25 protein-coding genes are annotated in these 23,938 nt (G+C 68.7%); 13 read left to right on the forward strand and 12 right to left on the reverse strand.

Features of this window, described 5'->3' with window-relative positions:
- The first annotated feature begins 2 nt into the window (after positions 1 to 2).
- From DS843_RS20055 to gloA, 9 genes are all read left to right on the forward strand, one after another.
- Complete coding sequence (locus tag DS843_RS20055) at positions 3 to 1,193, forward strand: 1-deoxy-D-xylulose-5-phosphate reductoisomerase (RefSeq protein WP_149470605.1); 1,191 nt, start codon at positions 3 to 5, stop codon at positions 1,191 to 1,193.
- Between the two features lie 54 nt (positions 1,194 to 1,247).
- Positions 1,248 to 2,381, forward strand: coding sequence for an RIP metalloprotease RseP (gene rseP, locus DS843_RS20060; protein WP_149470606.1), 1,134 nt, complete (start codon positions 1,248 to 1,250; stop codon positions 2,379 to 2,381).
- Between the two features lie 35 nt (positions 2,382 to 2,416).
- Positions 2,417 to 4,780: an outer membrane protein assembly factor BamA gene (gene bamA, locus DS843_RS20065; protein WP_286192203.1), complete on the forward strand. Its 2,364-nt coding sequence runs from the start codon at positions 2,417 to 2,419 to the stop codon at positions 4,778 to 4,780.
- 1 nt (position 4,781) lies between these two features.
- Positions 4,782 to 5,360: an OmpH/Skp family outer membrane protein gene (locus tag DS843_RS20070; protein ID WP_149470608.1), complete on the forward strand. Its 579-nt coding sequence runs from the start codon at positions 4,782 to 4,784 to the stop codon at positions 5,358 to 5,360.
- A gap of 187 nt (positions 5,361 to 5,547) precedes the next feature.
- A complete protein-coding gene (fabZ, locus tag DS843_RS20075) occupies positions 5,548 to 6,018 on the forward strand; it encodes a 3-hydroxyacyl-ACP dehydratase FabZ (RefSeq protein ID WP_149470609.1) in 471 nt (156 codons plus the stop codon).
- Positions 6,015 to 6,803, forward strand: coding sequence for an acyl-ACP--UDP-N-acetylglucosamine O-acyltransferase (gene lpxA / locus DS843_RS20080; RefSeq protein ID WP_149470610.1), 789 nt, complete (start codon positions 6,015 to 6,017; stop codon positions 6,801 to 6,803). Before fabZ ends, lpxA begins: the two co-directional genes overlap by 4 nt.
- A gap of 56 nt (positions 6,804 to 6,859) precedes the next feature.
- Complete coding sequence (locus DS843_RS20085) at positions 6,860 to 7,702, forward strand: LpxI family protein (protein WP_149470611.1); 843 nt, start codon at positions 6,860 to 6,862, stop codon at positions 7,700 to 7,702.
- The gene (gene lpxB / locus DS843_RS20090) at positions 7,699 to 8,886 is read left to right on the forward strand and encodes a lipid-A-disaccharide synthase (protein WP_149470612.1); all 1,188 of its coding nucleotides are present in this window, start codon (positions 7,699 to 7,701) and stop codon (positions 8,884 to 8,886) included. The genes DS843_RS20085 and lpxB overlap by 4 nt, the downstream gene beginning before the upstream one ends.
- On the forward strand, positions 8,883 to 9,278 hold the full coding sequence (gene gloA / locus DS843_RS20095) for a lactoylglutathione lyase (RefSeq protein ID WP_149470613.1): 396 nt from the start codon (positions 8,883 to 8,885) through the stop codon (positions 9,276 to 9,278). Before lpxB ends, gloA begins: the two co-directional genes overlap by 4 nt.
- Positions 9,279 to 9,281: 3 nt before the next feature.
- Here gloA and DS843_RS20100 read toward each other — a convergent pair whose 3' ends face one another.
- Positions 9,282 to 9,725, reverse strand: coding sequence for a GNAT family N-acetyltransferase (locus DS843_RS20100; protein ID WP_167525376.1), 444 nt, complete (start codon positions 9,723 to 9,725; stop codon positions 9,282 to 9,284).
- On the opposite strand from DS843_RS20100, the gene DS843_RS20105 reads away from it, so the two are divergent.
- Together DS843_RS20105 and DS843_RS20110 are read left to right on the forward strand one after the other, a co-directional pair.
- A complete protein-coding gene (locus tag DS843_RS20105) occupies positions 9,665 to 10,429 on the forward strand; it encodes a LysR substrate-binding domain-containing protein (protein ID WP_149470614.1) in 765 nt (254 codons plus the stop codon). The two genes, DS843_RS20100 and DS843_RS20105, sit on opposite strands and share 61 nt — an antisense overlap.
- Before the next feature lie 56 nt (positions 10,430 to 10,485).
- A complete protein-coding gene (locus DS843_RS20110) occupies positions 10,486 to 11,094 on the forward strand; it encodes a glutathione S-transferase family protein (protein WP_149470615.1) in 609 nt (202 codons plus the stop codon).
- A 4-nt stretch (positions 11,095 to 11,098) separates the two neighbouring features.
- Here the strand turns inward: DS843_RS20110 and DS843_RS20115 are convergent, their stop codons facing one another.
- The 3 genes from DS843_RS20115 to gltX all read right to left on the reverse strand — a co-directional run bounded on the left by DS843_RS20115 (position 11,099) and on the right by gltX (position 14,112).
- Positions 11,099 to 11,305 (reverse strand): hypothetical protein, encoded by a 207-nt coding sequence (locus tag DS843_RS20115; protein WP_149470616.1) that lies wholly within the window; start codon positions 11,303 to 11,305, stop codon positions 11,099 to 11,101.
- Positions 11,298 to 12,611: a citrate synthase gene (gene gltA / locus DS843_RS20120; RefSeq protein ID WP_149470617.1), complete on the reverse strand. Its 1,314-nt coding sequence runs from the start codon at positions 12,609 to 12,611 to the stop codon at positions 11,298 to 11,300. The genes DS843_RS20115 and gltA overlap by 8 nt, the downstream gene beginning before the upstream one ends.
- A 94-nt stretch (positions 12,612 to 12,705) precedes the next feature.
- Complete coding sequence (gltX, locus tag DS843_RS20125) at positions 12,706 to 14,112, reverse strand: glutamate--tRNA ligase (protein ID WP_149470618.1); 1,407 nt, start codon at positions 14,110 to 14,112, stop codon at positions 12,706 to 12,708.
- Positions 14,113 to 14,238: 126 nt separating this feature from the next.
- Here gltX and DS843_RS20130 point away from each other — a divergent pair, with 126 nt between their 5' ends.
- The gene (locus DS843_RS20130; protein WP_286192204.1) at positions 14,239 to 16,443 is read left to right on the forward strand and encodes a ComEC/Rec2 family competence protein; all 2,205 of its coding nucleotides are present in this window, start codon (positions 14,239 to 14,241) and stop codon (positions 16,441 to 16,443) included.
- 23 nt (positions 16,444 to 16,466) lie between these two features.
- Here the strand turns inward: DS843_RS20130 and lexA are convergent, their stop codons facing one another.
- The 8 genes from lexA to DS843_RS20170 all read right to left on the reverse strand — a co-directional run bounded on the left by lexA (position 16,467) and on the right by DS843_RS20170 (position 22,602).
- Positions 16,467 to 17,165 (reverse strand): transcriptional repressor LexA, encoded by a 699-nt coding sequence (gene lexA, locus DS843_RS20135; protein WP_149470619.1) that lies wholly within the window; start codon positions 17,163 to 17,165, stop codon positions 16,467 to 16,469.
- A 156-nt stretch (positions 17,166 to 17,321) separates the two neighbouring features.
- Entirely contained in the window at positions 17,322 to 18,539 is a 1,218-nt protein-coding gene (locus DS843_RS20140) for a molybdopterin molybdotransferase MoeA (protein WP_149470620.1), read from the reverse strand.
- Complete coding sequence (moaC, locus tag DS843_RS20145) at positions 18,539 to 19,030, reverse strand: cyclic pyranopterin monophosphate synthase MoaC (protein ID WP_149470621.1); 492 nt, start codon at positions 19,028 to 19,030, stop codon at positions 18,539 to 18,541. The genes DS843_RS20140 and moaC overlap by 1 nt, the downstream gene beginning before the upstream one ends.
- Positions 19,027 to 19,488: a GNAT family N-acetyltransferase gene (locus DS843_RS20150; protein WP_149470622.1), complete on the reverse strand. Its 462-nt coding sequence runs from the start codon at positions 19,486 to 19,488 to the stop codon at positions 19,027 to 19,029. The genes moaC and DS843_RS20150 overlap by 4 nt, the downstream gene beginning before the upstream one ends.
- Before the next feature lie 39 nt (positions 19,489 to 19,527).
- A complete protein-coding gene (trpC, locus tag DS843_RS20155) occupies positions 19,528 to 20,328 on the reverse strand; it encodes an indole-3-glycerol phosphate synthase TrpC (RefSeq protein WP_149470623.1) in 801 nt (266 codons plus the stop codon).
- Positions 20,325 to 21,398 (reverse strand): anthranilate phosphoribosyltransferase, encoded by a 1,074-nt coding sequence (trpD, locus tag DS843_RS20160; protein ID WP_149470624.1) that lies wholly within the window; start codon positions 21,396 to 21,398, stop codon positions 20,325 to 20,327. The genes trpC and trpD overlap by 4 nt, the downstream gene beginning before the upstream one ends.
- Positions 21,395 to 21,985, reverse strand: a complete 591-nt coding sequence (locus DS843_RS20165) for an anthranilate synthase component II (RefSeq protein WP_149470625.1) — start codon at positions 21,983 to 21,985, stop codon at positions 21,395 to 21,397. Before DS843_RS20165 ends, trpD begins: the two co-directional genes overlap by 4 nt.
- A 152-nt stretch (positions 21,986 to 22,137) precedes the next feature.
- Positions 22,138 to 22,602: an STY0301 family protein gene (locus tag DS843_RS20170; RefSeq protein WP_149470626.1), complete on the reverse strand. Its 465-nt coding sequence runs from the start codon at positions 22,600 to 22,602 to the stop codon at positions 22,138 to 22,140.
- 121 nt (positions 22,603 to 22,723) lie between these two features.
- Between DS843_RS20170 and DS843_RS20175 the strand changes: the two genes are divergently transcribed.
- Positions 22,724 to 23,929, forward strand: coding sequence for a divergent polysaccharide deacetylase family protein (locus DS843_RS20175; RefSeq protein ID WP_286192205.1), 1,206 nt, complete (start codon positions 22,724 to 22,726; stop codon positions 23,927 to 23,929).
- Positions 23,930 to 23,938: the final 9 nt, after the last annotated feature.

Raw genomic sequence — 23,938 nt, forward strand, 5'->3', positions numbered from 1 at the left:
GTATGGTTGTGAAGGCTGAAGGGGCGGCGGACGCGCCGCGCCGCGTGACGATTCTCGGTTCGACCGGGTCGGTCGGCACGCAGACGGTCGATCTCGTCGCCCGCGATCCGGAGCGCTTCCCGGTGGAGTCGCTGACCGCCAACCGCAACGTCGCCCTTTTGGCCGAGCAGGCGCGGCAGCTCCGTCCGAAGCTGGCCGTGGTCGCCGACCCCGCCGCCTACGCCGACCTCAAGGAGGCACTGGCCGGCACCGGCGTCGAGGCCGCCGCCGGGCCGCAGGCCGTGGCCGAGGCGGCGGAGCGGCCCGCCGACTGGGTCATGGCCGCCATCGTTGGCGCCGCCGGCCTGGAGCCGACCCTGGCCGCCGTCCGCCGCGGCGCCTGCGTCGCCTTCGCCAACAAGGAGGTGCTGGTCTGCGCCGGCGCCCTGATGATGGAGGAGGTGCGCCGCCACGGCGCCACGCTGCTTCCGGTGGACAGCGAGCATTCCGCCATCTACCAGGTCTTCGATTTCAACCGGCTGGACAGCGTCCGGCGCCTGATCCTGACCGCCTCCGGCGGTCCGTTCCGAACGCGGGACCGCGCCTTCATGGCGGCAGCCACGCGGGAGCAGGCGGTGGCCCATCCGACCTGGGACATGGGCGCCAAGATCTCCATCGACAGCGCGACCATGATGAACAAGGGGCTGGAGATCATCGAGGCGCATTTCCTCTTCGGCGTTCCCGAAGAGAAAATCGACGTGCTGGTCCACCCCCAGTCGGTCGTGCACTCGCTGGTCGAATATGTGGACGGCTCCGTCCTGGCGCAGCTCGGCACGCCGGACATGCGCACGCCCATCGCCTACGCGCTCGGCTGGCCGGCGCGCATCCCCACGCCCGCGGAACGGCTGGACCTCGTGAGGGCCGCAACCCTGACCTTCGAGGCGCCGGACCCCGTGCGTTTCCCGGCCCTGCGGCTGGCCCGGGCCGCCTTGCAAAGCGGGGGGGGCGCTCCTACTATTCTCAGTGCCGCCAACGAGGTGGCCGTGCAGGCGTTTCTCGACCGCCGGATCGGCTTTCTCGACATCGAACGGATCGTCGAGGAGGTTCTGGGGGCGCTGCCGCACCGGCCGCTTCGCGACCTGGAGGAGGTGCGCGGCACCGACTCCGAGGCGCGCCGGGCCGCGGCGGATCGAGTTTCGGCGCTGGGACGCTGAGTCTTTTTCCGGACGGGGGCCGTCGTCGGGCCGCGCCGGAATGCGAAGGATGTGATGGACGTCATGGGCGGCTTCGGGACCACGCTTCTCTCTTTTCTGCTGGTCCTCACCGTGCTCGTGTTTGTGCACGAACTCGGTCACTACCTCGTGGCGCGCCGCAACGGCGTGCGCATCGAGGTCTTCTCCATCGGCTTCGGGCCGGAGCTGTTCGGCTGGACCGACCGTTCCGGAACGCGCTGGAAATTCAGCGCCATCCCGCTTGGCGGCTATGTGAAGATGTTCGGCGACGCCGATCCGGCCAGCACGCCCGGCGCCCACACGCAGAGCATGTCCGCGGCGGAGAGGGAGGTGTCCTTCCACCACAAGCGGCTCGGCCAGCGGGCCGCCATCGTGGCGGCGGGACCCATCGCGAATTTCCTCTTCGCCATCGTCGCCCTGACCATCCTCTTCGCCACCGCCGGCCAGTCCTTCACCCCGCCGGACGTCGGCGGCGTGCAGCCGGGCAGTGCTGCGGAGCGCGCCGGGCTTCAGCCGGGCGACCTGATCGTCTCCATCAACGGCAGCGGCATCCAGCGATTCGAGGAAATCCGGCAGATCGTGTCCATGCAGCCAGGCGCGGCGCTGGAGATGGTGGTTCAGCGCGACGGGCGCACGGTCAATCTGACGGCGACTCCGGACGTGCGGGAGGTCACCGACCGACTCGGCAACACCCACCGCATCGGCCAGCTCGGCATCATGCGCGGCGGGGCGGAGACGAAGCGGCACGACCCGTTGACGGCCATGTGGCAGGCGGGCCGTGAGGTCGTCGGCATGATTTCCGGCACTTTCGTGGCGCTTGGCCAGATGGTCGAGGGGTCGCGCGGGACGGAGGAGCTGGGCGGTCCGCTGCGCATCGCCCAGATGTCCGGAGAGGTCGCCCAGTCCGGCTGGTACCCGCTCATCTGGTTCATGACCTTCCTGTCGGTCAACCTCGGCCTCATCAATCTGTTCCCGGTCCCGCTGCTTGACGGTGGACATTTGATGTTTTATGCGCTGGAAGGGCTGCGGGGGCGTCCTCTCGGACCTAGAGCGCAAGAATACGGTTTCCGCATCGGCCTTGCTTTGGTATTAACGCTCATGGTTTTCGCCACGTGGAACGACCTCGTTCAGCTGCGCGTGGTGGATTTCTTTCGGGGGCTGATATCCTGACGGATGCCCCCAAAGCCAGGGAGCGAGCTTTGCGGGTGTCGAGCAGGGTTCTGGCGTTCGGCCTGATGGCCGGTTGCGCCATGACGACGGTTTCTCTTGCCCTTTCCAGCGCGGCCTGGGCCCAGGCCGGTGTGCCGAATTCCGGCGCGCCGAAATCGGCCGCTTTCGGCGATGGAACGCTGGTTGCGCAGATGTTCTCGGGCGGCGCCATCCGGGACATCCGGGTGGAGGGCGTCCAGCGCATCGAGCCGACGACCGTCCGCTCCTATCTTGCGGTCGCGCCCGGCGATCCCTTCGATCCGGACCGGATCGACCAGTCGCTGAAGGCCCTGTTCAACACGGGTCTGTTCGCCGACGTGGTGCTGAAGCGCGACGGCGACGTGCTGGTGGTGCAGGTGGCGGAAAATCCGATCATCAATCGCATCGCCTTCGAGGGGAACCGGCGCATCGAGAAGGAGAATCTGGAGAAGGAAATCCAGCTTCGCCCCCGCGTCGTCTACACCCGCACCCGCGTGCAGAGCGACGTTCAGCGCATTCTGGACATCTATCGGCGCCAGGGCCGCTTCGCCGCGACCGTCGAGCCGAAGATCATCCAGCTCGACCAGAACCGCGTCGATCTGGTGTTCGAGATCAACGAGGGCGTGCGCACCGGCGTGCGCGGCATCACCTTCATCGGGAACGAGAAGTTCTCCGACGGGACGCTGCGCGAGGCGATCCAGACGCGGGAATCCGCCTGGTGGCGCTTCATGACGTCGGACGACAACTACGATCCGGATCGTCTGAACTACGACCGTGACCTGCTGCGCCGCTATTACCTGAAGGAAGGCTACGCCGACTTCCGCGTCGTCTCCGCCGTGGCGGAGCTGACTCCCGACCGCGAAGACTTCGTCATCACCTTCACGGTTGACGAAGGCGAGCGGTACAAGTTCGGCAAGATGGGCATCAATACCACCCTGAAGGCGCTGGACCCCGAGCAGCTCCGCGGTGTGCTGAGCACACGCGAAGGTGACTGGTACAACGCCCAGGAGGTGGAGAACACCATCACCAAGCTGACCAACGCGGTCGGCGACCTGCAATACGCCTTCGTCGATGTTCGCCCGCGCATTTCGCGCAACCGCGAAAACCAGACCATCGACATCACTTATGACATCGTCGAAGGGCCGCGCGTTTTCGTGGAGCGCATCGACGTGACCGGCAACATCCGCACGCTGGACAAGGTGGTCCGGCGTGAGATGCTGCTGTCCGAAGGCGACCCGTTCAGCACGACCAAGCTGCGCCGCTCCGAGCAGCGCATCAAGGACTTGGGCTATTTCGAGCGCGTCAACATCACCACTGCGGAAGGGTCGGCGCCCGATCGCACCGTGATGAATGTGGAGGTGACGGAGCAGTCCACCGGTGAAATCTCCATCGGTGCCGGCTATTCGACGTCCGACGGTCCGCTGGCCGACTTCTCGATCCGCGAGCGCAACCTGCTCGGCCGCGGCCAGGACCTGCGCTTTGGCGCCACCGTGTCGGGCAGCCGCCAGGAGTACGACGTCTCCTTCACGGAGCCCTACTTCCTGGACCGCGACCTGTCCGCCGGCTTCGACCTGTTCCGCATCACCCGCGATTACCAGGACGAAAGCTCCTTCGACGAGAAGAGCACCGGTCTGGCGCTCCGGATGGGCTACCCGCTGACCGAGAACCTCCGCCAGCGCGTCTATTACCAGCTCCAGAACACCGACATCACCAGCGTGCCCGCCAGCGCGTCCCGCTACATCCAGGAGCAGAAGGGCGCGCGCCTGACCTCGCTGATCGGGCAGGAGCTGACCTACGACCGCCGCAACAGCCGCCTCAGCCCGACCGAAGGCTATTACATTCGGTTGACGAACGATCTCGCGGGCCTGGGTGGCGACGCGCGCTTCCTGCGCAACCGTCTCGGCGCCGGCTATTACCTGCCGCTGTTCGACGAGAATTGGGTCGTCAGCGCCACCGGCGAGGTCGGCTACATCGTCGGTATCGGTGACGACGGCATCGCTCTGTCCGATCGCTTCTTCCTGGGTGGCGACACGCTGCGCGGCTTCAACACGGCCGGCATCGGTCCGCGCGATCTGCGCACCGGCGACGCCCTGGGCGGCACCCGCTATTACCGCGGTTCGGTCGAGATGAGCTTCCCCGTCGGTCTGCCCGAGGAATTCGGGCTGAAGGGCCACGCCTTCACCGACGTCGGCACTCTGGGCAAGGTCGACATCAACGATCCTCTTGTCCCCGACGACGAATCGGTCCGCCTGTCGGTCGGCACCGGCTTGTCCTGGCGGTCGCCCTTCGGGCCGATCCGCCTTGACTTTGCGGTCCCGATTATCAAGGAAGATTACGACAAGAAAGAGATCTTCCGTTTCAGCTTTGGAACCAGGTTCTAACATGCAGTTCAGCAAGCTCAGGGCGCTGGTCGCCGCCGGTGCGGTGTTGGCGGGGGTCGCGATGGCGACCCCGTCGATCGCGCAGGACAAGCCGTCCGACGCTCTCAAGGCGCCGGTCATCGCCGTGGTCGACGTCCAGAAGATCATGCAGGAATCGAACGCCTCCAAGGGCGTGTCGAAGTCCTTCGAGTCGCTGCGCGAGACCTACCAGAAGGAAATCGCGTCGCTTGAGGACAAGCTGCGCAAGTCCGAGGAGGAACTGCGCAAGCAGCAGACCGTGCTGGCTCCGGACGTCCTGGCGAACAAGCGCCGCGACTTCGAGAAGCAGGTCGGCGAGGTCCAGAAGACGGTCCAGAGCCGCAAGCGCGCCCTGGAAACCGCGCTGAACGATGCCATGGCGGTCGTCCACAAGAACATGGTGGAAATCGTGGCCGACGTCGCGCGTGAGCGCGGGGCGAATCTGGTCCTGGCCCGGCAGCAGTTCGTTCTGGTCGACACCCACCTCGACGTCACCGACGTGGTGCTGGAGCGGGTGAACAAGAAGCTGCCGCAGGTCGCGCTGACCGTTCCCAAGCAGTAACGCACACAGGACGGGTGCCGCCACGTCTCCTTCGGGATGGCGCGGCGGTTCCCTCCGTGCGCAGCAGCCTGGCGGCGTCGGGATTGCCAAATCCCCGGAAATGGGGCACAAGGGGGCTTCGCCCTGCGTCGCGTGCGGCGCGGCGCGGGGCGTTTTCCCTGGACTTTGAAAGGCGGGCGGCCGGACTATGGATGTGACGGCGGACAACAAGAAGATGGCCGACATCGACATCACGCGGATCATGGAAATGATCCCGCATCGCTATCCGATCCTGATGATCGACAAGGTGATCGACATCACGCTGGGCGAGAGCGCCACCGGCGTCAAGAACGTCACCATCAACGAGCCGTACTTCCAGGGACACTTCCCGTCCCGACCCGTCATGCCGGGCGTCCTCATCATCGAAGCGATGGCCCAAACCTCCGCCGTGCTGGTGGTCGCCACGCTGGGCAAGGAGTCCGAGGGCAAGCTGGTCTATTTCATGACCGTGGACGAGGCGCGTTTCCGCCGTCCGGTCACGCCCGGCGACACCATCCACATCCACGTGAGCAAGCAGCGCCAGCGCGCCAACGTGTGGAAGTTCAAGGGCGAGGCCAAGGTCAACGGTGTTCTGGTCGCCGAAGCCATCTATTCCGCCATGATCCTGGACGAGAAATGAGCGTTTCCATTCACCCGACGGCGGTCGTCGATCCGGCCGCCAAGCTGGGCGAAGACGTTTTCATCGGTCCCTTCAGCGTCGTCGGGCCGGACGTCGAATTGGGCGACCGCGTGCGGCTGACCTCCCATGTGGTGGTCGATGGCCGCACCCGCATCGGCGAAGACACGGTCATCTATCCCTTCGCGTCCATCGGTCATCGCCCGCAGGATCTGAAGTTCAAGGGCGAACCGTCCGAACTCATCATCGGGCGCAACAACCAGATCCGCGAGCATGTCACCATGAGCCCCGGCACCGAGGGCGGGGGCATGGTCACGCGGGTCGGCGACAACGGCCTGTTCATGGTCGGGGTGCACGTTGCCCACGATTGCGTCGTCGGCAACCACGCGGTGCTGGCGAACAACGCCACGCTGGCCGGCCATGTGGAACTGGGCGATTTCGTGACCATCGGAGGCCTGTCGGCGGTCCGCCAGTTCGTCCGCATCGGCTCTCACGCCATGATCGGTGGGATGTCGGGTGTGGAGAAGGACGTGATCCCCTACGGCCTCGTCATGGGTGACCGGGCGCGTCTGGCCGGCCTGAACCTTGTCGGGCTGGAGCGCCGCGGCTTCCAGAAGGACGAGATCCACGCTCTGCGCGCCGCCTACCGTCTGCTGTTCGGCAACGAAGGCACCTTCGCCGAGCGCATGGAGGAGGTGGGCCGCGACATGGGGCAGCAGGCGCTGGTCGCTGACGTGCTGTCCTTCGCACGGACGTCGCGCTCGCTCTGCCAGCCGCGCGAGGGCTGAGGGGCTTTCAAGCACCCTCGTCGTCCTTCATTCTGTTGGTTGGGAGAGCCCTGGCCATGTCGCAGCCTCTTCCCAAGCTCGGCATTCTGGCGGGTGGCGGTACCTTGCCCGCCAGAATCGCCGCCGCTGTGCGCGGCCAGGGGCGCGAGGTCTTCATCGTCGCCTTCGATGGCCAGACCGACCCCGCCACCGTTGAAGGGCTTCCCCATCTGTGGAGTCGTTTCGGCGCGGCGGGAAGCATCATCGCCCGTCTGAAGCAGGAAGGCGTCGGGGAACTGGTCTTCGCCGGCCCGGTGCGCCGGCCCTCCTTCACCGAACTTCTTCCCGACTGGTACACCACGAAATTCCTCGCCAAGGTCGGCACCCGCGCGCTGGGCGACGACGGTTTGTTGCGTTCCGTTGCGCGGGAGTTGGAAGGGGAGGGGTTCCGCGTGGTTGGGCTTCACGAACTTCTTGGGGAGCTTCTGACACAGGCGGGTCCGGTGGGCCGGCTGCGCCCGGATGCGGAGGCGGAGCGCGACATTGCCCGCGCCGTCGAGATCGCCCGTGCGCTGGGGGCGCTGGATGTCGGGCAGGGAGCGGTGGTGCAGCAGGGGATTGTGCTCGCGGTTGAGGCCATCGAGGGCACCGACGCGATGCTGGCGCGCTGCGCTGCCATCGCGCGGCCCGGACCGGGCGGCGTGCTGGTGAAGGTGAAGAAGCCGCAGCAGGACCGCCGCTTGGACCTGCCCACCATGGGGGTGACGACCGTGGAGAACGCTGCCCGCGCCGGCCTGCGCGGCATCGCGGTGGAGGCCGGCGGCAGCCTGCTGGTGGACCGCGCCGCGGTGGCGGAAGCCGCCGACCGGCTGGGCCTGTTCGTGGTCGGCATCGCCGTTCCGTCGGAGACAAGGGTGTGAGCGATCCGCTGATTTTCCTGATTGCCGGGGAGCCGTCCGGCGACGCTCTGGGCGCGCGGCTGATGGCCGCCTGCAAACGGCTGACCGGCGGGCGGGTGCGCTTCGCCGGCATCGGCGGCGAGAAGATGGTCGCGGAAGGGCTGGAAAGCCTTTTCCCGATGGGCGAACTGACTCTGTTCGGCGTGTTCGAGCTGCTGCCCCATCTGCCGAACCTGCTGCGCCGCATCGACCAGACGGTCGCGGAGATCCAGCGGCTGCGGCCCGACGTGGTGGTCGGCATCGATTCGCCGGGATTCACCGTCCGCGTGTCGAAGCGGGTGAAGGCGCAGGCGCCGGACATCCCGCTGGTCCACTACGTGGCGCCCACCGTCTGGGCCTGGAAGCCGAAGCGCGCGGCGAAATACGCGGCCATCTACGATCACCTGCTGGCGATCCTGCCCTTCGAGCCGCCCTATTTCGAGAAGGAAGGGTTGGCCTGCACCTTCGTCGGCCATTCGGTCGTGGAAGGCGGGGCAGGGCACGGCGATGCCGGGCGATTCCGCGCGGCCCACGGCCTGGGGCCGGAAGCGCGCATCGTCGCCGCTCTGCCGGGCAGCCGGAAGGGGGAGGTGTCCCGTCTGCTGCCGGACTTCCGCGCGGCGCTGGAGCGGTTGCTCCCCAGCCATCCGGGGTTGGTCGCCGTGGTCCCGACCGTCGCGACGGTGCGTGACCGCGTGGCGGCGGAGGTGGCGGGCTGGCCCTTGCGCACCATTCTCGTCGAGGGCGACGGACCGAAGTATGACGCCTTCGCGGCGGCGGAGGCCGCGCTGGCGGCGTCCGGAACGGTGGCGCTGGAACTGGCGCTGGCGCGTCTGCCGACGGTGATCGCCTACCGGCTGAATCCGGTGACGGTGGCCTTGTACCGGCGGCTGATCCGGGTCAAATACGTCAATCTCGTCAATCTGATGCTCGACCGCATGCTGGTGCCGGAACTGCTTCAGGAAGACTGCCGGCCCGACCGGCTGGCCTCGGAACTGGGCCGTCTGCTCGACGATCCCGCCGCCCGCGCGGCGCAGGTCGAAGGGGTGGCCGAAGTCGCGCGCTGGCTGGGCCAGGGCGGAACGCCGCCCAGCGAGCGCGCCGCCCGCGTGGTCCTGGGCATCGCCGCCAGAACAAAAGAACCCGCTTGGGAGAAGAGACCATGAGCCAATTCCGCCTGCTGCACACGATGCTCCGGGTCTATGATCTGGAGAAGTCGCTGGACTTCTACACCCGTCTGCTCGGGATGAAGCTGCTGCGCCGCAACGATTATGAAGGCGGGCGCTTCACGCTGGCCTTCGTCGGCTATGGCGACGAGAAGGACACCGCCGTCCTCGAACTGACCCACAACTGGGATCAGGCGCAGCCCTACGACATCGGCACCGCCTACGGCCACATCGCGCTGGGCGTGCCGGACATTTACGCCACCTGCGAGCAGCTCGCCAAGGAAGGCGTGAAGATTCCGCGTCCGCCCGGCCCCATGAAACACGGCACCACCGTGATCGCCTTCATCGAGGACCCGGACGGCTACAAGGTCGAGTTGATCGAGACGAAGTAACGGTCACCGCAGCGTTTTGTAGAAGAGGACGGTGTCATGAAAGGCACCGTCCGCTTCGATCGTGTAGCCAGGAATCTGCCCGGCCCGGTGCCAGCCCGTCGCCTCGTAAAAGGGCTCGCCGCAGTCGCCCTTCAGCGTGTCGAGCACAAGCAGGGTCCGTCCCAGCCCGCGGGAGGTTTCCTCCAGGGCCTCCATCAGCCGCCGGGCCACGCCTCCTCTCCGATGGCGGGTGAACACGAGAAGCTTCTGCACTTCGGCGCGGTGCGCGCCGTTCGGCTTGGTGCAGAGTGACAATTGCACGCTTCCCAAAAGGTCCCCTTCCGGCCCTCGCGCGACCAACAGACGGTGGGCGCCGCCGGGCAGGAGCGCTGCCACCCCATTCCAGAATGCCTGCTTCCAATGGGGTGCCAGGGGAGCGCGATAGCCGACCGAGGCGCCGCTGTTCACCGCGTCCTCCAGAAGAGCTTCCAGGTCCGCGCGCAGGCGGTGGTCATCAAGGGAGGGAACATCGCGTGGCGGCGCCGCGAACCTGGGCGGCGTTGTGGCTCGTGCCCAGGCTGGGACGCTTCCTGGCCGGCTGGCCGGAACTGCGCCTGGACATCGAGGGCGGCAACACCGAACGCGCGTCGGAGGCCGAGGCGGGCTGGGCGGTGATCCGGTATGTGCGCGGCGGTGATCCCGGCCCCGAAGGAGCGCTTCTGTCGGAGGAGACGCTGTTCCCGGTCTGCGCGCCGTCGGTGGTGGAGCGGCTGGCTGGTCCCGACGATCTGTCCCGCTGCACGTTGCTGCATTATCAGGCGTCGCCCGACTGGAGCCTGTGGCGAGCGGCCACCGGAGTTGATCTGGACGGGGCACGCAACTTGAGTTTTTCGGAATCGGTGATGGTCATCCAGGCGGCCATGGCCGGGCAGGGGGTTGCGCTGGGGCGACCGTCGCTGGTGCTGGACGCGCTGGACGCCGGGCGGCTCGTCCATCCCTTCGGGCCGGCTGTGCCCTGCGGCGACCGCTATATGCTGACGGCGCCGGCGGAAGGGAAGGGACGCGGTGTGCTTCGCGCCTTCCGGAATTGGCTGCTGGAAGAGGCCGCCGCGGACCGTACGCGGTTGGCGCGGTTGGGCCTGTCCTCTGGGGACGGTGGTGCTGGCGCCTGACACAAATTCGTGGTTACATCCGCCATCGGATGGATTTGGAGCGGAGACACGCTGCGATGCTGCGCCTTTACGACAATCTCTCTTCCGGAAACGGCTACAAATGCCGGCTGCTTCTGCACAAGCTCGGCATGCCCTATGAGCGGGTGGAACTCGACATCGACCGGGCGGAAACCCGCACCCCGGAGTTCCTGGCCAGGAATCCGAACGGGCGCATTCCGACGCTGCAATTGGAAGACGGCAGCCATCTGCCCGAATCCAACGCGATCCTCTGGTATCTGGCGGAGGGCACACCTTACCTGCCCGACGACCGGGAAGGCCGCGCGCGGGTTCTGCAATGGATGTTCTTCGAGCAGTACAGCCACGAGCCGAACATCGCGACCGTGCGTTTCTGGATCACCCACCATGTGGAGATGACGGAGGAGCGCAAGCTGGGGTTGGTGACCAAGCGCCGGCTCGGCTACGACGCGCTGGGCGTCATGGAGGGGCATTTGGCGGAGCGACGCTTTTTCGTGGGCGAGCGGTTCAGCATCGCCGATATCGCGCTCTACGCCTACACCCATGTCGCGGAAGAGGGCGGGTTCGACCTGTCGGGCTATCCGGCGGTGCGGGCATGGCTGGAGCGCGTGGCGGCGGAAGGGCCGCACATTCCCATCACCCAGGGCTGAAGCGTCAGACCAGCACCACCGCGGCGATCATCGCCACGATCACCGCATAGAAGACGATGCGGCGCAGCCGCCGCGACAGCGGCGGCTTGTTGTCGTTCGCGGCCGGCAGGCCCAGACGGGCCCGCCGCGCCGGAACGATGAACGCGGCCGGGCTGCGGGCGGCCCCGTCGGAGCCACCCGTCCCGATGTGTGCTGTTGGCCGGTTAGCCACGCTCGGCCAGCGGGATGAACGCCCGCTTGGTCTCGCCGGTGTAGAGCTGACGCGGACGGCCGATCTTCTGGACCGGGTCCTCGATCATCTCCCGCCACTGGGAAATCCAGCCGACGGTGCGGGCCACGGCGAACAGCACGGTGAACATGCTGGTCGGGAAGCCCATCGCCTTCAGGATGATGCCCGAGTAGAAGTCCACGTTCGGGTACAGCTTCTTCTCGACGAAATACGGGTCCTCGAGGGCGATCTTCTCCAGCTCCATCGCGATGTCGAGGAGCGGCTCGTCCTTGATGCCCAGCTCGGCCAGCACTTCGTGGCAGGTCTTGCGCATGACCTGGGCGCGCGGGTCGTAGTTCTTGTAGACCCGGTGACCGAAGCCCATCAGGCGGAAGTTGTCGTTCTTGTCCTTGGCGCGGCGGACGATCTCCGGAATGCGATCGACGGAGCCGATCTCCTCCAGCATCTTCAGCACGGCCTCGTTGGCGCCGCCGTGGGCCGGACCCCACAGGGAGGCGATGCCGGCGGCGATGCAGGCGAACGGGTTGGCGCCCGACGAACCGGCCAGACGGACGGTCGAGGTCGAGGCGTTCTGCTCGTGGTCGGCGTGGAGGATGAAGATCTTGTCCATGGCCTTGGACAGGACCGGGTTGACCTTGTACGGCTCGCAGGGCGTGCCGAAGGTCATGTAGAGGAAGTTTTCGGCGTAGGACAGGTCGTTGCGCGGGTACATGAACGGCTGACCGGTCGAGTACTTGTAGGCCATCGCCGCGATGGTCGGGATCTTGGCGATCAGGCGGTGGGCCGCGATCTTGCGCTGCACCGGATCTTCGATGTCGGTCGAGTCGTGGTAGAAGGCCGAGAGGGCGCCGGTCACGCCGCAGAGAACCGCCATCGGGTGCGCGTCGCGGCGGAAACCGCTGTAGAAGCGGGTGAGCTGCTCATGCACCATCGAATGGCGGCGCAGGATGTTCTCGAAGTCTTCCTTCTCGGCGGCGTTCGGCAGGTGGTTGTTGAGGAGGAGGAAGCAGACCTCCGGGAAGGTCGCGTGCTCGGCCAGGTCGTCGATGGCATAACCGCGGTGCAGCAGGACACCCTCGTCACCGTCGATGTAGGTGATCTTGGACTCGCAGCTGCCCGTCGAGGTGAAACCCGGATCGTAGGTGAAACAACCGGTCTCGGCGTAGAGCTTGCGGATGTCGATCACGTCCGGACCGGTGCTGCCGTGCATCACGGGCAGGGTAACCTGCTTGCCGGTCCGGTTGTCGATCAGGGTGAAGGTATCGGCCTTGTCCGCGGTTTGGGTCATCTCGGCACGTCCTTATCTTTAGGGTTGGGGCTTAACGCCCTTTTCGAATGCGCGCAGCATAGTTCTATGACGGGCGGATATCAACGCACGGAAGTTATCCCCGTGCTGCGGCATCCTTCATCCGGGCCAGCGTTTCCGCGCGGCCCAGAAGCTCCGCCACCTCGAAGATCGGCGGCGACACGGTGGAGCCCGTCAGGGCGGCGCGCAGCGGCTGCGCGACCTTGCCCAGCTTCTCCCCGCGCTCCTCGGCGAAGGCGCGCACCAGCGCCTCCAGGGCGGCGGCGGTGAAATCCGCCTCGGCCTCGAACCGGGTGGCGAGATCGGCCAGGACGCCGCGCCCCTTCTCGTCCAACAGCGCGGCGGCCTTCTCGTCCATCGGCAGCGGGCGCGCAGCGAGGTAGAAACGGGCGCTCTGCGCCAGATCGACGACCGTGCGGGCGCGCTGCTTCAGCCCGTTCATGGCGCGCGTCAGAAGGTCGCGCTCCGACTCGGTGAGGGCGCGGCCAAGCTCCGCCTCCAGCTTCGGGGCGGCAAGGCCCACCAGACGGGCGTCGTCGGCCTGCCGCATGTAGTGGGCGTTCAGGTTCTCCAGCTTGGCGAAATCGAAGCGCGAGGGGGAACGCCCGATTCCCTCCAGGTTGAACCACTCCACCGCCTGCTCGGTCGAAATGATCTCGTCGTCGCCGTGCGCCCAGCCCAGGCGCAGCAGGTAGTTGCGGATCGCCTCCGGCAGGTAGCCCATGTCGCGGTAGGCGTCCACGCCCAGGGCGCCGTGGCGCTTCGACAGCTTGGCGCCGTCCGGCCCGTGGATCAGCGGGATGTGGCCGAACTCCGGCAGGTCCCAGCCCATGGCGTTGTAGATCTGGATCTGGCGGAAGGTGTTCGTCAGGTGATCGTCGCCGCGGATGACGTGGGTCACGCCCATGTCGTGGTCGTCCACCACCACCGCCAGCAGATAGGTCGGGGTGCCGTCGGCGCGCAGCAGGATCAGGTCGTCGAGCTGGGCGTTCTGCACCCGCACCTCGCCCTGGACATGGTCCTTCAGCACCGTCTCGCCCTCCTGCGGGGCCTTCAGGCGGACGACCGGCTTCACCCCGGCGGGTGCCTCCGACGGGTCGCGGTCGCGCCAGCGCCCGTCGTAGCGGACCGGTTGGCCTGCGGCCTTCTGGGTGGCGCGCATCTCCTCCAGCTCCTCGGGGCTGGCGTAGCAATAGTAGGCGCGGCCCGCCGCGAGCATCTGCTGGGCCACCTCCGCGTGACGGTCCTTGCGGGCGAACTGGCTCACCGCGTCGCCGTCCCAGTCGAGTCCAAGCCAGGACAGCCCGTCGAGGATGGCATCCACCGCGGCGTCCGTCGAGCGCTGGCGATCGGTGTCCTCGATGCGCAACAGGTACGTGCCGCCGTGGCGACGGGCGTACAGCCAGTTGAACAGCGCGGTGCGGGCGCCGCCGATGTGGAGAAAGCCGGTGGGCGAGGGGGCGAATCGGGTGACGACGGTCATGGGTGGCTCAATTCCGGGTTCGGCGCTGCTACAGTGTTGCGGCTGCAGTGGTGCGACTGCAGTGGTGCGGTGGTGTAACACATTAACGGCGCTGGAGGCATTTGCCTTGCGCGCATAGGCGACAGTATGGCCCACGGGATTGAAGAGGGCATAGCCGGGGGTATGGCGGCGGAGGAGGGGGGCGGGACCGGCCCGCTCCGGCGCGGCCTCGCCCCGCGCCTCATCGCCGCCGTGGCCGGGACAATGGCAGCGGAGCGGGAGCGTTGGGCGCTCTGGTTCCCGGTGGGGACCGGGGCGGGGGTGGCGCTCTATTTCGGTCTGCCGACGGAGCCGCCGGTCTGGCTGGGGCCGGGCGTCGTCGCGGGGGTTCTGGCGCCGCTGTGGCTGGCACGACGGAACCTGGCTCCGGTCGTCGCCCTGCTGGGGTTGTTGAGCGTGGCGCTGGGCTTCGCCGCCGCGCAGCTTCACACCATGGCGGCGGCGGCTCCGATGCTGACGCGGGAACTCGGGCCGGTGGAACTGACCGGGCGGGTGCTGGCGGTCGAGCGGCAGCCCACGGGCGCGCGGTTGATGATCGGGGAACTGGCGGTGGATCGCCTGCCGCCGGAGGGGACACCGGCGCGGGCGCGGCTGCATCTGCCGGCGAAGGTGACGCCGCCCGAGGCCGGGACGGTGGTCCGGCTGCGCGCCATGCTCCACCCTCCGGCCGCCCCGGCGGAGCCGGGCGCTTTCGACCTGCAGCGGCGCGCCTATTTCGAAGGGTTCGGCGCGGTCGGCTTCGTCATCGGCGCTCCCGCCGCGCAGGAGGCGCCGCCCCCCGGCGGCTGGCGCCGCGTGACGGTGGCCTTCGAGCAGGCCCGCGCCGCCATCGCGGAACGGGTGCGCGCCGCCGTGGCCGATCCGGTGGTGGCCAGCGTCACCGCCGCCTTGCTGAACGGCGAGGCGGCAGCCATTCCGGAGCCGATGATGGACGCCTTCCGCGACAGCGGTCTGGCGCATCTCCTGTCCATTTCCGGCCTGCATGTGGGAATCGCCGCGGGGATCGTCTTCTGGGTGGTGCGGGCGCTTCTGGCGCTCAGCCCCTGGATGGCGCTGCGCTGGCCGATCAAGAAGATCGCGGCGCTGTGCGGCATCCTGTCCGCCATCCTCTACACGCTGCTGGTGGGGGCTCCGCTGCCGACGCTGCGGTCGGTTCTGATGACCGGGCTGGTGATGGGAGCGGTGATCGCCGACCGGTCCCCGATCAGCATGCGTCTGGTCGCCTTCGCGGGGATCGTCACCGTCCTCTACGACCCGGAAGGAATGCTGGGACCGAGTTTTCAAATGTCCTTCGCCGCGGTGGTCGCCCTTATCGCGGCCTTCGAGCTGGCAACCCCCTGGGCGGTGCGCCAGCGCCGGGAACTGGGCTGGTTCGGCAGGGGCGCCATGACGCTGGGCGGCATCGCCTTTTCCAGCGTCGTGGCGACGGTCGCGACGACGCCCTATGGGCTCTATCATTTTCAGCAGGTGGCCTTCTACGGCGTGCTGTCCAACATGGTGGCGATCCCCGTCACGTCGGTCTGGATCATGCCCTGCAGCCTGATGTCCTATCTGCTGCTGCCGTTCGGGCTGGAGGGGCCGGCGGTGGTGGCGATGGGCTGGGGTGTATGGCTGGTCGTCGAGACGGCGAAACTGACTGCGGCGCTTCCCGGCGCCACGGCGATCCTGCCGGCCATGCCGGACGCGGCCATCGCGGCGGTCACGCTGGGCGGGTTGTGGCTGGCGATCTGGACGGGGCGCTGGCGCTGGCTGGGGCTGGCCGCGGTGACGGGCGGCCTGCTGGTTCCGGTCTTCGCCCAGCGGCCCGACATTCTGGTGTCGGAGGACGGCACGCTGATGGCCGTGCGCAGCGCGGAGGGCATTCTCAGCCTGTCCGCCGCCAGCGAGGGGCGGGTCGCCGACACCTGGAGGCGTCGCGACGGGATGGAGCGTCCAGGGAATGGGGCGGGGCAGGACGTCTGGCCCCTCGCCGGGGTGAGCCTTGACGGGCGGCTGCGCTGCGACGCGCTGGGATGCCTCTACCGGGTGCAGGGCAGGACCGTCGCCTTGCTGCGCCTGCCGGATGCCTTGCCGGAGGATTGCGCCGTGGCCGATGCGGTGGTGACCGCGGCCCCGTCGCGCGGTTGCCGGGCGGCGCTGGTGATCGACCGCTGGCGCCTGCGTCGGGAGGGGGCGCAGGCGCTGTACCTGTCGGACCGGGGAATCAGGGTGGAGACCGTCCGTGCGCAGCGCGGCGACCGCCCCTGGACCATGGGGGGAGTTGTCGGGGACGGAAAGGCCGGGACGCGCTGAACCGCAACCCGGCGCGTCTCCGATCAGTACTTCCGCACCAGCCCGACCAGACGGCCCTGCACCCGCACGCGGTCGGCGCCGAAGATGCGGGTCTCGTAGGCGGCGTTGGCGGGTTCGAGCGCCACGGTGTTGCCCTTGCGGCGCAGGCGCTTCAGCGTGACCTCCGCGTCGTCCACCAGGGCGACGACGATGGAACCGTTGTCTGCGGCGTCGCAGCGCTGGATGATCACCGTGTCGTGGTCGAGAATGCCGGCCTCCACCATGGAATCGCCAGCCACTTCCAGCGCGTAGTGGTCGCCCATGCCGAGCATGGTCGCCGGGATGTCCACGAAGGCGGAGCTGTCGCGCAGAGCCTCGATGGGCGTGCCGGCGGCGATGCGGCCGTAGAGCGGAAGCTGAACCGTTTCCGAGGCCGGGTTCGCCTCCCGCCCCGCGAAGCTGAAGTCGCCTTTGATGACGTTGGGCTGGAACTTGGCGCGCGGCGGGCGGGCGCGGGCCGTCTCCAACCCTTCCGGCAGGCGCAGCACCTCCAGCGCGCGGGCGCGGTGGGGCAGGCGGCGGATGAAGCCGCGCTCCTCCAGCCCGGTGATGAGACGGTGGATGCCCGACTTGGACTTGAGGTTGAGAGCGTCCTTCATCTCGTCGAAGGAGGGGGACACACCGCCCTGTCCGAGCCGCTCGTGAATGAAAAGCAGCAGTTCATGCTGCTTGCGCGTGAGCATTCGTGCCTCCCGACCGGTTCCGCACTGGATATGGAACAAAAGCAAAACGTTGCTTTATGTTCTAGTTTGGTTCCTGAGGATCGTCAAGCCCTACGGACGAAATCAATCGCAAATCCGCGGACAGCACTCCCAAAGGATTTGCAGAGACGGAAGGGACTACGAAGAAAGAACGCCACCGTTCAGCGGGATCACCGTCACGCGGTCTCCGGCGGCGGCGGCGGGGGCTTGCGGCTCCCGGACGATCAATCCGTCGGCGCGGGCCAGCCGGGACATCATCGCGCTGTCCTGGCGGGGGAACGGGGTGGCGACCGGCAGGCCATCGGCACCGGGCGCCAGCGCGGCCCGCAGGAAATCGGCGCGGTCGTCGTTGGCCCTCAGCGGTGCGCCGAGCCGGGCCGTCACCGTGCCGCTCTCGGCGGGAAGGCCCTGGAGGCGGCGCAGGAGCGGCACCAGGAACAGGACGGCGGTCACGCCGGTGGACACGGGGTTGCCCGGCAGGCCGAGCAGCGGCACGCCGCCCGCCTTGCCGAAGATCAAAGGCTTTCCGGGCTTCATGGCGACGCGGTAGAAATCCAGCGACAGCCCGCCCAGCACGTCGCGCACATGGTCGTGTTCGCCTTGCGAGGCCCCACCGGTGGTCACCAGCAGGTCGCAACCCGCCGCCCCGGCGGCCATGGCGGCGAGATGCTCCGGATCGTCCTTCGCCACGCCCAGATTGTGCGCGATGCCCCCCTGGCTGGCGACCAGGGCGCAGAGGCCGAGCGCGTTGGAACTGACGATCTGGCTCGGCCCAAGGGGATCGCCGGGCAGCGCGATCTCGTCCCCGGTGGCGAGAACGGCGATCCGCGGGCGGCGGTGGACGCGCAGCCAGGGCAGGTTGGCGCAGGCGGCCAGGGCCACGTCGCGCGCGGTGAGCAGCCGCCCCTTGGGCAGAAGCTCGTCCCCGGCGGTGAAGTCCAGCCCGGCGGGGCGGACGAAGCGGCCCGCCGGAACGGCGCGTCCGACGCGAACGCGGTCCCCGGCGTTCTCGCAATCCTCCTGCATCACCACGGCGTCGGCCCCGGCGGGCAGGGGCGCGCCGGTGAAGATGCGCACGGATTCGCCCGTGCCGACCGTTCCGGCGAAGGCGTGGCCGGCGGCGGACTCGCCGATGCGGCGCAAGGTGATGGGCGCGTCCGCCGACGCCTGAGCGACGTCGGCGGCGCGGACGGCCCAGCCGTCCATGGCGGCGGCGGCGAAGGGCGGCTGGGTCAGGCGGGCGACGGCGGGCTCCGCCAGAACGCGGCCCAGCGCGTCGGGCAGCGGCACCGTCTCCGCCGGCAGGGCGATGAAGGCGGCGAGGATGCGGGCGCGGGCGTCCTCGACCGAAATCATCACGCGCTCCCCCACTCGCCGCTCTTGCCGCCGGCCTTGTGGAGCAGCTTGACCTCGGTGATGGTCATGCCGCGGTCGACGGCCTTGCACATGTCGTAGACGGTCAAGGCGGCGACCGACACGGCGGTCAGCGCCTCCATCTCCACGCCGGTCTGGCCCTTCAGCTTGCAGGTGGCGGTGATGTCCACGGCGTTGCGGTCGGGGGCGCAGGTCAGGTCCACCTTGACCGAGGTCAGCATCAGCGGGTGGCAAAGCGGAATAAGGTCCGGGGTGCGCTTGGCCCCCATGATTCCGGCCAGCCGGGCCACCGACAGGACGTCGCCCTTCTTCACGCCGCCCTGCATGATGAGCGCCAGCGTCTCCGGCTGCATGAGGACGGAGCCGCGGGCGGTCGCCGTGCGCTCCGTGTCCGCCTTGCCGGACACGTCCACCATCACCGCGCGGCCTTCGGCGTCGAAATGGGTGAAGCCGCTTTCGGGCCGGTCGGTCATAGGGGTTTCTCCATGAACAGGCTCAGCGGGTCCGGGCCGTAGGGGCCGAACGGGCCTCGGTCGGTGAAGCCCTGCTTGCGGTAGAGCGCGATGGCTTCCTCCTGGTAAACGCCGGTTTCCAGCCGCAGAAGCAACAGTCCCGCGGCGCGGGCCTCCTCCTCGATGCGCTCCAGCAGGCGGCGCCCGATCTGGCCGCCGCGCGCGGTCGGCTGGACGAACATCCGCTTGACCTCGCCATAGCCGCCCTCGGCGTCGATGCGGACGGCCCCGCAGCCGACCACGGTGCCGGACCGCCGCGCGACCAAGAAACGGATGTCCGGCTTCGCCAGCGATTGCAGGTCCAACAGATGGTTGCTCTCCGCCGGGTAGAGGTCGCCCAGATAGCGGTCCAGCTCTTCGATCAGGCGGACCACCTCATCCTGGAGCGGCGTTTCGCAGGCAATGGTCACGTTCGGCACGGCGTCGCTCCTCCCCTATGCTTTTATGTTTGATGTTTCTTATGATTGGTTTCGGGCGAGCAGGGCGCGGGTGGCCGCGGCCACATCCTCGTGCCGCATCAGCGATTCGCCGACCAGGAAGCAGCGCGCCCCGACCGCCGCCATGCGCGACAGGTCCGCCGGGCTGTAGAGGCCGCTCTCGGCGACCAGCATCCGGTCGGCGGGGACATGGGCCGCCAGTTCCTCCGTCGTGGCGATGTCCACCGCCAGGGTCTTGAGGTTCCGGTTGTTGACGCCGAGGAGTGGAGTCTTCAGCGCCAGCGCGCGGTCCAGCTCTTCCCGGTTGTGCACCTCGACCAGAACGTCCAGGCCCCAGGCGATGGCGGCCTCCTCGATCTCCGCGGCCTGCGCGTCGCTCAGCGCGGCCATGATGATGAGGATGCAGTCGGCGCCCAGCGCGCGGGATTCGGCGATCTGGTAGGGATCGACCATGAAATCCTTGCGCAGCACCGGCAGATCCACCGCGGCGCGGGCGGCCAGCAGGTAATCGTCGCAGCCCTGGAAGTAGGGCTCGTCCGTCAGCACCGACAGGCAGGTGGCGCCGCCCTCGCGGTAGGCGCGGGCCAGGGCCGGCGGGTTGAAGTCCGGACGGATCAGGCCCTTTGACGGGCTGGCCTTCTTGATCTCGGCGATCAGGCCGTAGCGGCCCTCGTCCACCGTGCGGCGCAGGGCGCGGATGAAGCCGCGCGCCGGATCGGCGGCGCGGGCGGCGTCCTCCACCGCGGACAGCGGGCGGGCGGACTTGCGGGCTTGGACGAGCGCGCGCTTGTCGTCGCAGATGCGGGTCAGGACGTCGCTCATGGCGCGGCAACCGGTTCGTTGGTGGCAGACGAATTGGTGATGGAAACGAGGCGCTGGAGCACGGCGCGGGCGGCACCGCTGTCGATGGCGCGGCGGGCCTGCTCCACGCCCTCCTTCAGGTCGCCGGCCTTGCCCGCGACGTGCAGGGCGGCGGCGGCGTTCAGCAGAACGATGTCGCGGTAGGCGCCCTGCGCCCCGTCGAACAGCGCGCGGATGGCCTCCGCGTTCATATGGGCGTCGCCGCCCTTCAGATGCTCGGGCCGGGCGCGGAAGATGCCGGCCTGTTCCGGCTCGATCTCGAACACGGTGACCTCGCCGTCCTTCAATTGGGCGACGGTGGTCGGACCGGTGGTGGTGATCTCGTCCAGCCCGTCGGAGCCGTGGACGATCCAGGCGGCCTCCGACCCCAGCCGTTTCAGCACATGGGCCAGCGGCTCCACCCACTGCCGGGCGTAGACGCCCAGAAGCTGGCGCTTGGCGCTGGCCGGGTTGGACAGCGGACCCAGAAGGTTGAAGATGGTGCGGGTGCCAAGCTCCACGCGGGTTGGGCCGACGTTGCGCATGGCCAGATGGTGGCGCGGCGCCATCAGGAAACCGATGCGCGCGTCCCACAGCGCCTTGCGCACCAGCCCCATGTCGCAGTCGAGATTGACGCCCAGCGCCCCCAGCACGTCGGCGGCGCCGGACTTGGACGACATGGCGCGGTTGCCGTGCTTGGCGACCGGAACGCCGCAGGCCGCGATGACGACCGCGGCGGCGGTGGAGATGTTGTAGGTGCCCGACCCGTCGCCGCCGGTGCCGCAGGTGTCGATGGTGCCGTCGGGCGCCTCCACCGGGATCGCCTTGGCGCGCATGACGCGGGCGGCGCCGGTGATCTCGTCCACCGTCTCGCCGCGCACGCGCAGCGCCATCAGGAACCCACCCATCTGCGACGGCGTGGCGTTGCCCGACATGATGATGTCGAAGGCCAGCGAGGCCTCCGCTTCGGTCAGGGCGTTGCCGGCGGCGACCTTGGCGAGGATGGCCTTCATGTCGGTCAGATCGCCGTGCGGCGCGGCGGGCGTGCTCATGCGGCGGTCTCCAGCCGGCGGGTGGTGTTCAGGAAATTCTCCAGGATCTTGTGCCCGTGCTCGCTCTCGATGCTTTCGGGGTGGAACTGCACGCCGTGGATCGGCAGCTCGCGGTGGGACAGCGCCATGATCAGGCCGTCCTCCGTCTCGCCGGTCACCTCCAGGCAGGCGGGCAGGGTGGAGCGCTCGACGATCAGCGAGTGGTAGCGGGTGGCCCGGAACGGGGAGGGCAGTCCCTTCAGGACGCCGCGCCCCTCGTGGAACATGCGGTCCACCTTGCCGTGCATCGGCACCGGGGCGCGCAGCACCGTGCCGCCGAAGGCCTGCCCGATGGCCTGATGGCCCAGGCACACGCCCATCAGCGGAACGCCGGCCGCCGCCGCGGCGTCGATCAGCGGCAGGCAGATGCCCGCCTTGTCCGGGTCGCAGGGGCCGGGCGACAGGACGATGCCGTCGGGGCGGAGCGCCATGGCCTTCTCCACCGTCAGGCTGTCGTTGCGGCGGACGTCCAGTTCGGCGCCCAGTTCGCCCAGGTAATGGACGAGGTTGTAGGTGAAGCTGTCGTAGTTATCGATGAGCAGCAGCATGGGGCGCCCCAGCATCCTTCCGGCCTGTCGTTTCCGGTCTGTCGCCCGGAATACCGTTCCGGCCTTGTTCCAAGGCGGGTACCCTAGCCGTTGAAGCGGTGGATTTCCAGCCCGTCCGAACCCCGAATCGGCAGACGGTCGGCGGCAGACGGTCAGCGGCAGAGGAACTGGGGCGCCGCCGCGGGCTTCTCCAGAATCATTCCCCGCGCGTCGGTCTCCTCGGTGATCTGGCAGCGCCGCACGGTGCGCGGCAGGTCGATCGCCAGCGTGGCCTCGGTCCCGGCGTAGCGGCAGACCAGAAAGACGTTGCTTCGCCGCGCGGCGGGAAAGTCCCATTGCCGGGTTTCCGACCGCCCCCGGCGGAGGCTGCGGTCCGGCTCCAGCGCCGCCGGGCCGGGGGAGGCCATCCGCTCCGCCCGGTCGCCCTCCGCCAGAGTGACGCCGCTGAACGCGTGCTGGTCCTTCGCCGGATAGGGCGACCAGCCGCCGGGCGCCTCCGGCTGGGCCTGGACGGTCAGGCTGGGCGGACAGCGGACCTCGTTGGCGAGGGCCGGGCCGGCGTGGAGGAAGGCCGCTGCGGCGGCGAGAAGCGGCAGGGTGGCGAGGGTGCGGAGCATGGCGGGTCACAGCATAGTCCCAGCCGGCGCACGCCTCCACCCCGCTCCGCTGTTGCAGGGACGGGGCCGGGGTGCCACCCTGCGCGCAAACCGGAAGAAACAGGGTTCGAGATTCCTCCCCATGGCCAAAAAATCGCCGCGCAAGCCCCAGAAGGCGGCGGCACGGAAGCCATCGCAAAAGCCATCCCCATCCACGCCCGGCCGGGCGACGCAGGGGCGCGCCGTCAACCCGATCCTGCTGGCGCTGGCGGGCGTCATGGCCGTCTTCGTCGTGGCGCTCGGCGCGCGCTTCATCATCGGGCGCGACGCGCCTGAGGAGTTCGCCGCCGTGGAACGGGAAGCGCCGGTCATCGCCCCCGCCGTTTCGCCGGTCAAGCCGCCCCTTCCCAAGGCTGCGGAGCCTGCGCCGGAACCCCCGGCGCGCGAGGCCGAACCCGCTCCCGCGCCCGTTCCCGCGCCGACTCCGACTCCGCAGGTGACGGAGGCTCCGGCGCCCGTTCCGGTTCCGGCGCCGCCTCCGCCACCGGCCCTGACGCCGAAGCCGGTCGTGGCGATGCTTCCTCCGCCCGTCGCTCCGCTGGAGCCGCCGAAGGCAGCGCCGGGATCGCCGCTGTGGAAGAAGAACGCGCTGCCCTTCCGCGCCCCGCCGGGCAAGCCCGCCATCGCCATCGTCATCGACGACATGGGAGTGGACCGCAAGCGCTCGAACCGCACGGTGTCGCTGCCGGGACCGCTGACGCTGGCCTGGCTGCCCTACGCCCAGGAACTGCCGGCCCAGGCCCGCGCCGCCCGTGCCGCCGGGCACGAGCTGATGCTGCACCTTCCCATGGAGCCTACGGGCTCCGCCGATCCGGGACCGCAGGCGTTGCGCGTGTCTCTGGACCGGGGGGAAATCCTTCGCCGGACCAAGTCGGCGCTGGACAGTTTCGACGGCTATGTCGGGGTGAACAATCACATGGGCAGCCGCTTCACCGCCGATCATGCGGCCATGGCGCCCGTTCTGGGTGAGATCGCGCGGCGCGGCCTGTTGTGGCTGGACAGCCGGACCACGGCGAAGAGCGCCGGCCTGACCATCGCGCGTGACCTCCAGATGCCCTATGCCGGGCGCGACATCTTCCTGGACAATGAGATGACCGTGAAGGCGGTGCGCGGCCAGCTCGCCAAGACGGAACAGGTGGCGCGCAGCCAGGGTTACGCCATCGCCATCGGCCACCCGCACGATGCGACAATCGACGCACTGGCGTCCTGGTTGCCGGAGGTGCAGAAGCGTGGCTTCGTTCTGGTTCCGGTCAGCGCCGTCGTGCGCGCCCACCACACCGGCGGCTGACCGCCGGCC

This window comes from Roseomonas genomospecies 6 (genome assembly GCF_008365375.1).
Classification (GTDB): domain Bacteria; phylum Pseudomonadota; class Alphaproteobacteria; order Azospirillales; family Azospirillaceae; genus Azospirillum.

What these genes read in the sequence shown, in the direction of transcription:
- DS843_RS20110 (WP_149470615.1), top strand. Translation starts at nt 10,486, where the DNA reads ATGCTGCGCCTTTACGACAATCTCTCTTCCGGAAACGGCTACAAATGC.
- gltX (WP_149470618.1), bottom strand. Translation starts at nt 14,112, where the DNA reads ATGACCGTCGTCACCCGATTCGCCCCCTCGCCCACCGGCTTTCTCCAC.
- DS843_RS20055 (WP_149470605.1), top strand. Translation starts at nt 3, where the DNA reads ATGGTTGTGAAGGCTGAAGGGGCGGCGGACGCGCCGCGCCGCGTGACG.
- DS843_RS20085 (WP_149470611.1), top strand. Translation starts at nt 6,860, where the DNA reads ATGTCGCAGCCTCTTCCCAAGCTCGGCATTCTGGCGGGTGGCGGTACC.
- rseP (WP_149470606.1), top strand. Translation starts at nt 1,248, where the DNA reads ATGGACGTCATGGGCGGCTTCGGGACCACGCTTCTCTCTTTTCTGCTG.
- DS843_RS20175 (WP_286192205.1), top strand. Translation starts at nt 22,724, where the DNA reads ATGGCCAAAAAATCGCCGCGCAAGCCCCAGAAGGCGGCGGCACGGAAG.
- gloA (WP_149470613.1), top strand. Translation starts at nt 8,883, where the DNA reads ATGAGCCAATTCCGCCTGCTGCACACGATGCTCCGGGTCTATGATCTG.
- fabZ (WP_149470609.1), top strand. Translation starts at nt 5,548, where the DNA reads ATGGATGTGACGGCGGACAACAAGAAGATGGCCGACATCGACATCACG.
- DS843_RS20165 (WP_149470625.1), bottom strand. Translation starts at nt 21,985, where the DNA reads ATGCTGCTGCTCATCGATAACTACGACAGCTTCACCTACAACCTCGTC.
- lpxA (WP_149470610.1), top strand. Translation starts at nt 6,015, where the DNA reads ATGAGCGTTTCCATTCACCCGACGGCGGTCGTCGATCCGGCCGCCAAG.
- lexA (WP_149470619.1), bottom strand. Translation starts at nt 17,165, where the DNA reads ATGCTCACGCGCAAGCAGCATGAACTGCTGCTTTTCATTCACGAGCGG.
- DS843_RS20105 (WP_149470614.1), top strand. Translation starts at nt 9,665, where the DNA reads ATGCCTGCTTCCAATGGGGTGCCAGGGGAGCGCGATAGCCGACCGAGG.
- gltA (WP_149470617.1), bottom strand. Translation starts at nt 12,611, where the DNA reads ATGACCCAAACCGCGGACAAGGCCGATACCTTCACCCTGATCGACAAC.
- DS843_RS20130 (WP_286192204.1), top strand. Translation starts at nt 14,239, where the DNA reads ATGGCCCACGGGATTGAAGAGGGCATAGCCGGGGGTATGGCGGCGGAG.
- DS843_RS20170 (WP_149470626.1), bottom strand. Translation starts at nt 22,602, where the DNA reads ATGCTCCGCACCCTCGCCACCCTGCCGCTTCTCGCCGCCGCAGCGGCC.
- moaC (WP_149470621.1), bottom strand. Translation starts at nt 19,030, where the DNA reads ATGACCGACCGGCCCGAAAGCGGCTTCACCCATTTCGACGCCGAAGGC.
- trpD (WP_149470624.1), bottom strand. Translation starts at nt 21,398, where the DNA reads ATGAGCACGCCCGCCGCGCCGCACGGCGATCTGACCGACATGAAGGCC.
- DS843_RS20140 (WP_149470620.1), bottom strand. Translation starts at nt 18,539, where the DNA reads ATGATTTCGGTCGAGGACGCCCGCGCCCGCATCCTCGCCGCCTTCATC.
- DS843_RS20070 (WP_149470608.1), top strand. Translation starts at nt 4,782, where the DNA reads ATGCAGTTCAGCAAGCTCAGGGCGCTGGTCGCCGCCGGTGCGGTGTTG.
- trpC (WP_149470623.1), bottom strand. Translation starts at nt 20,328, where the DNA reads ATGAGCGACGTCCTGACCCGCATCTGCGACGACAAGCGCGCGCTCGTC.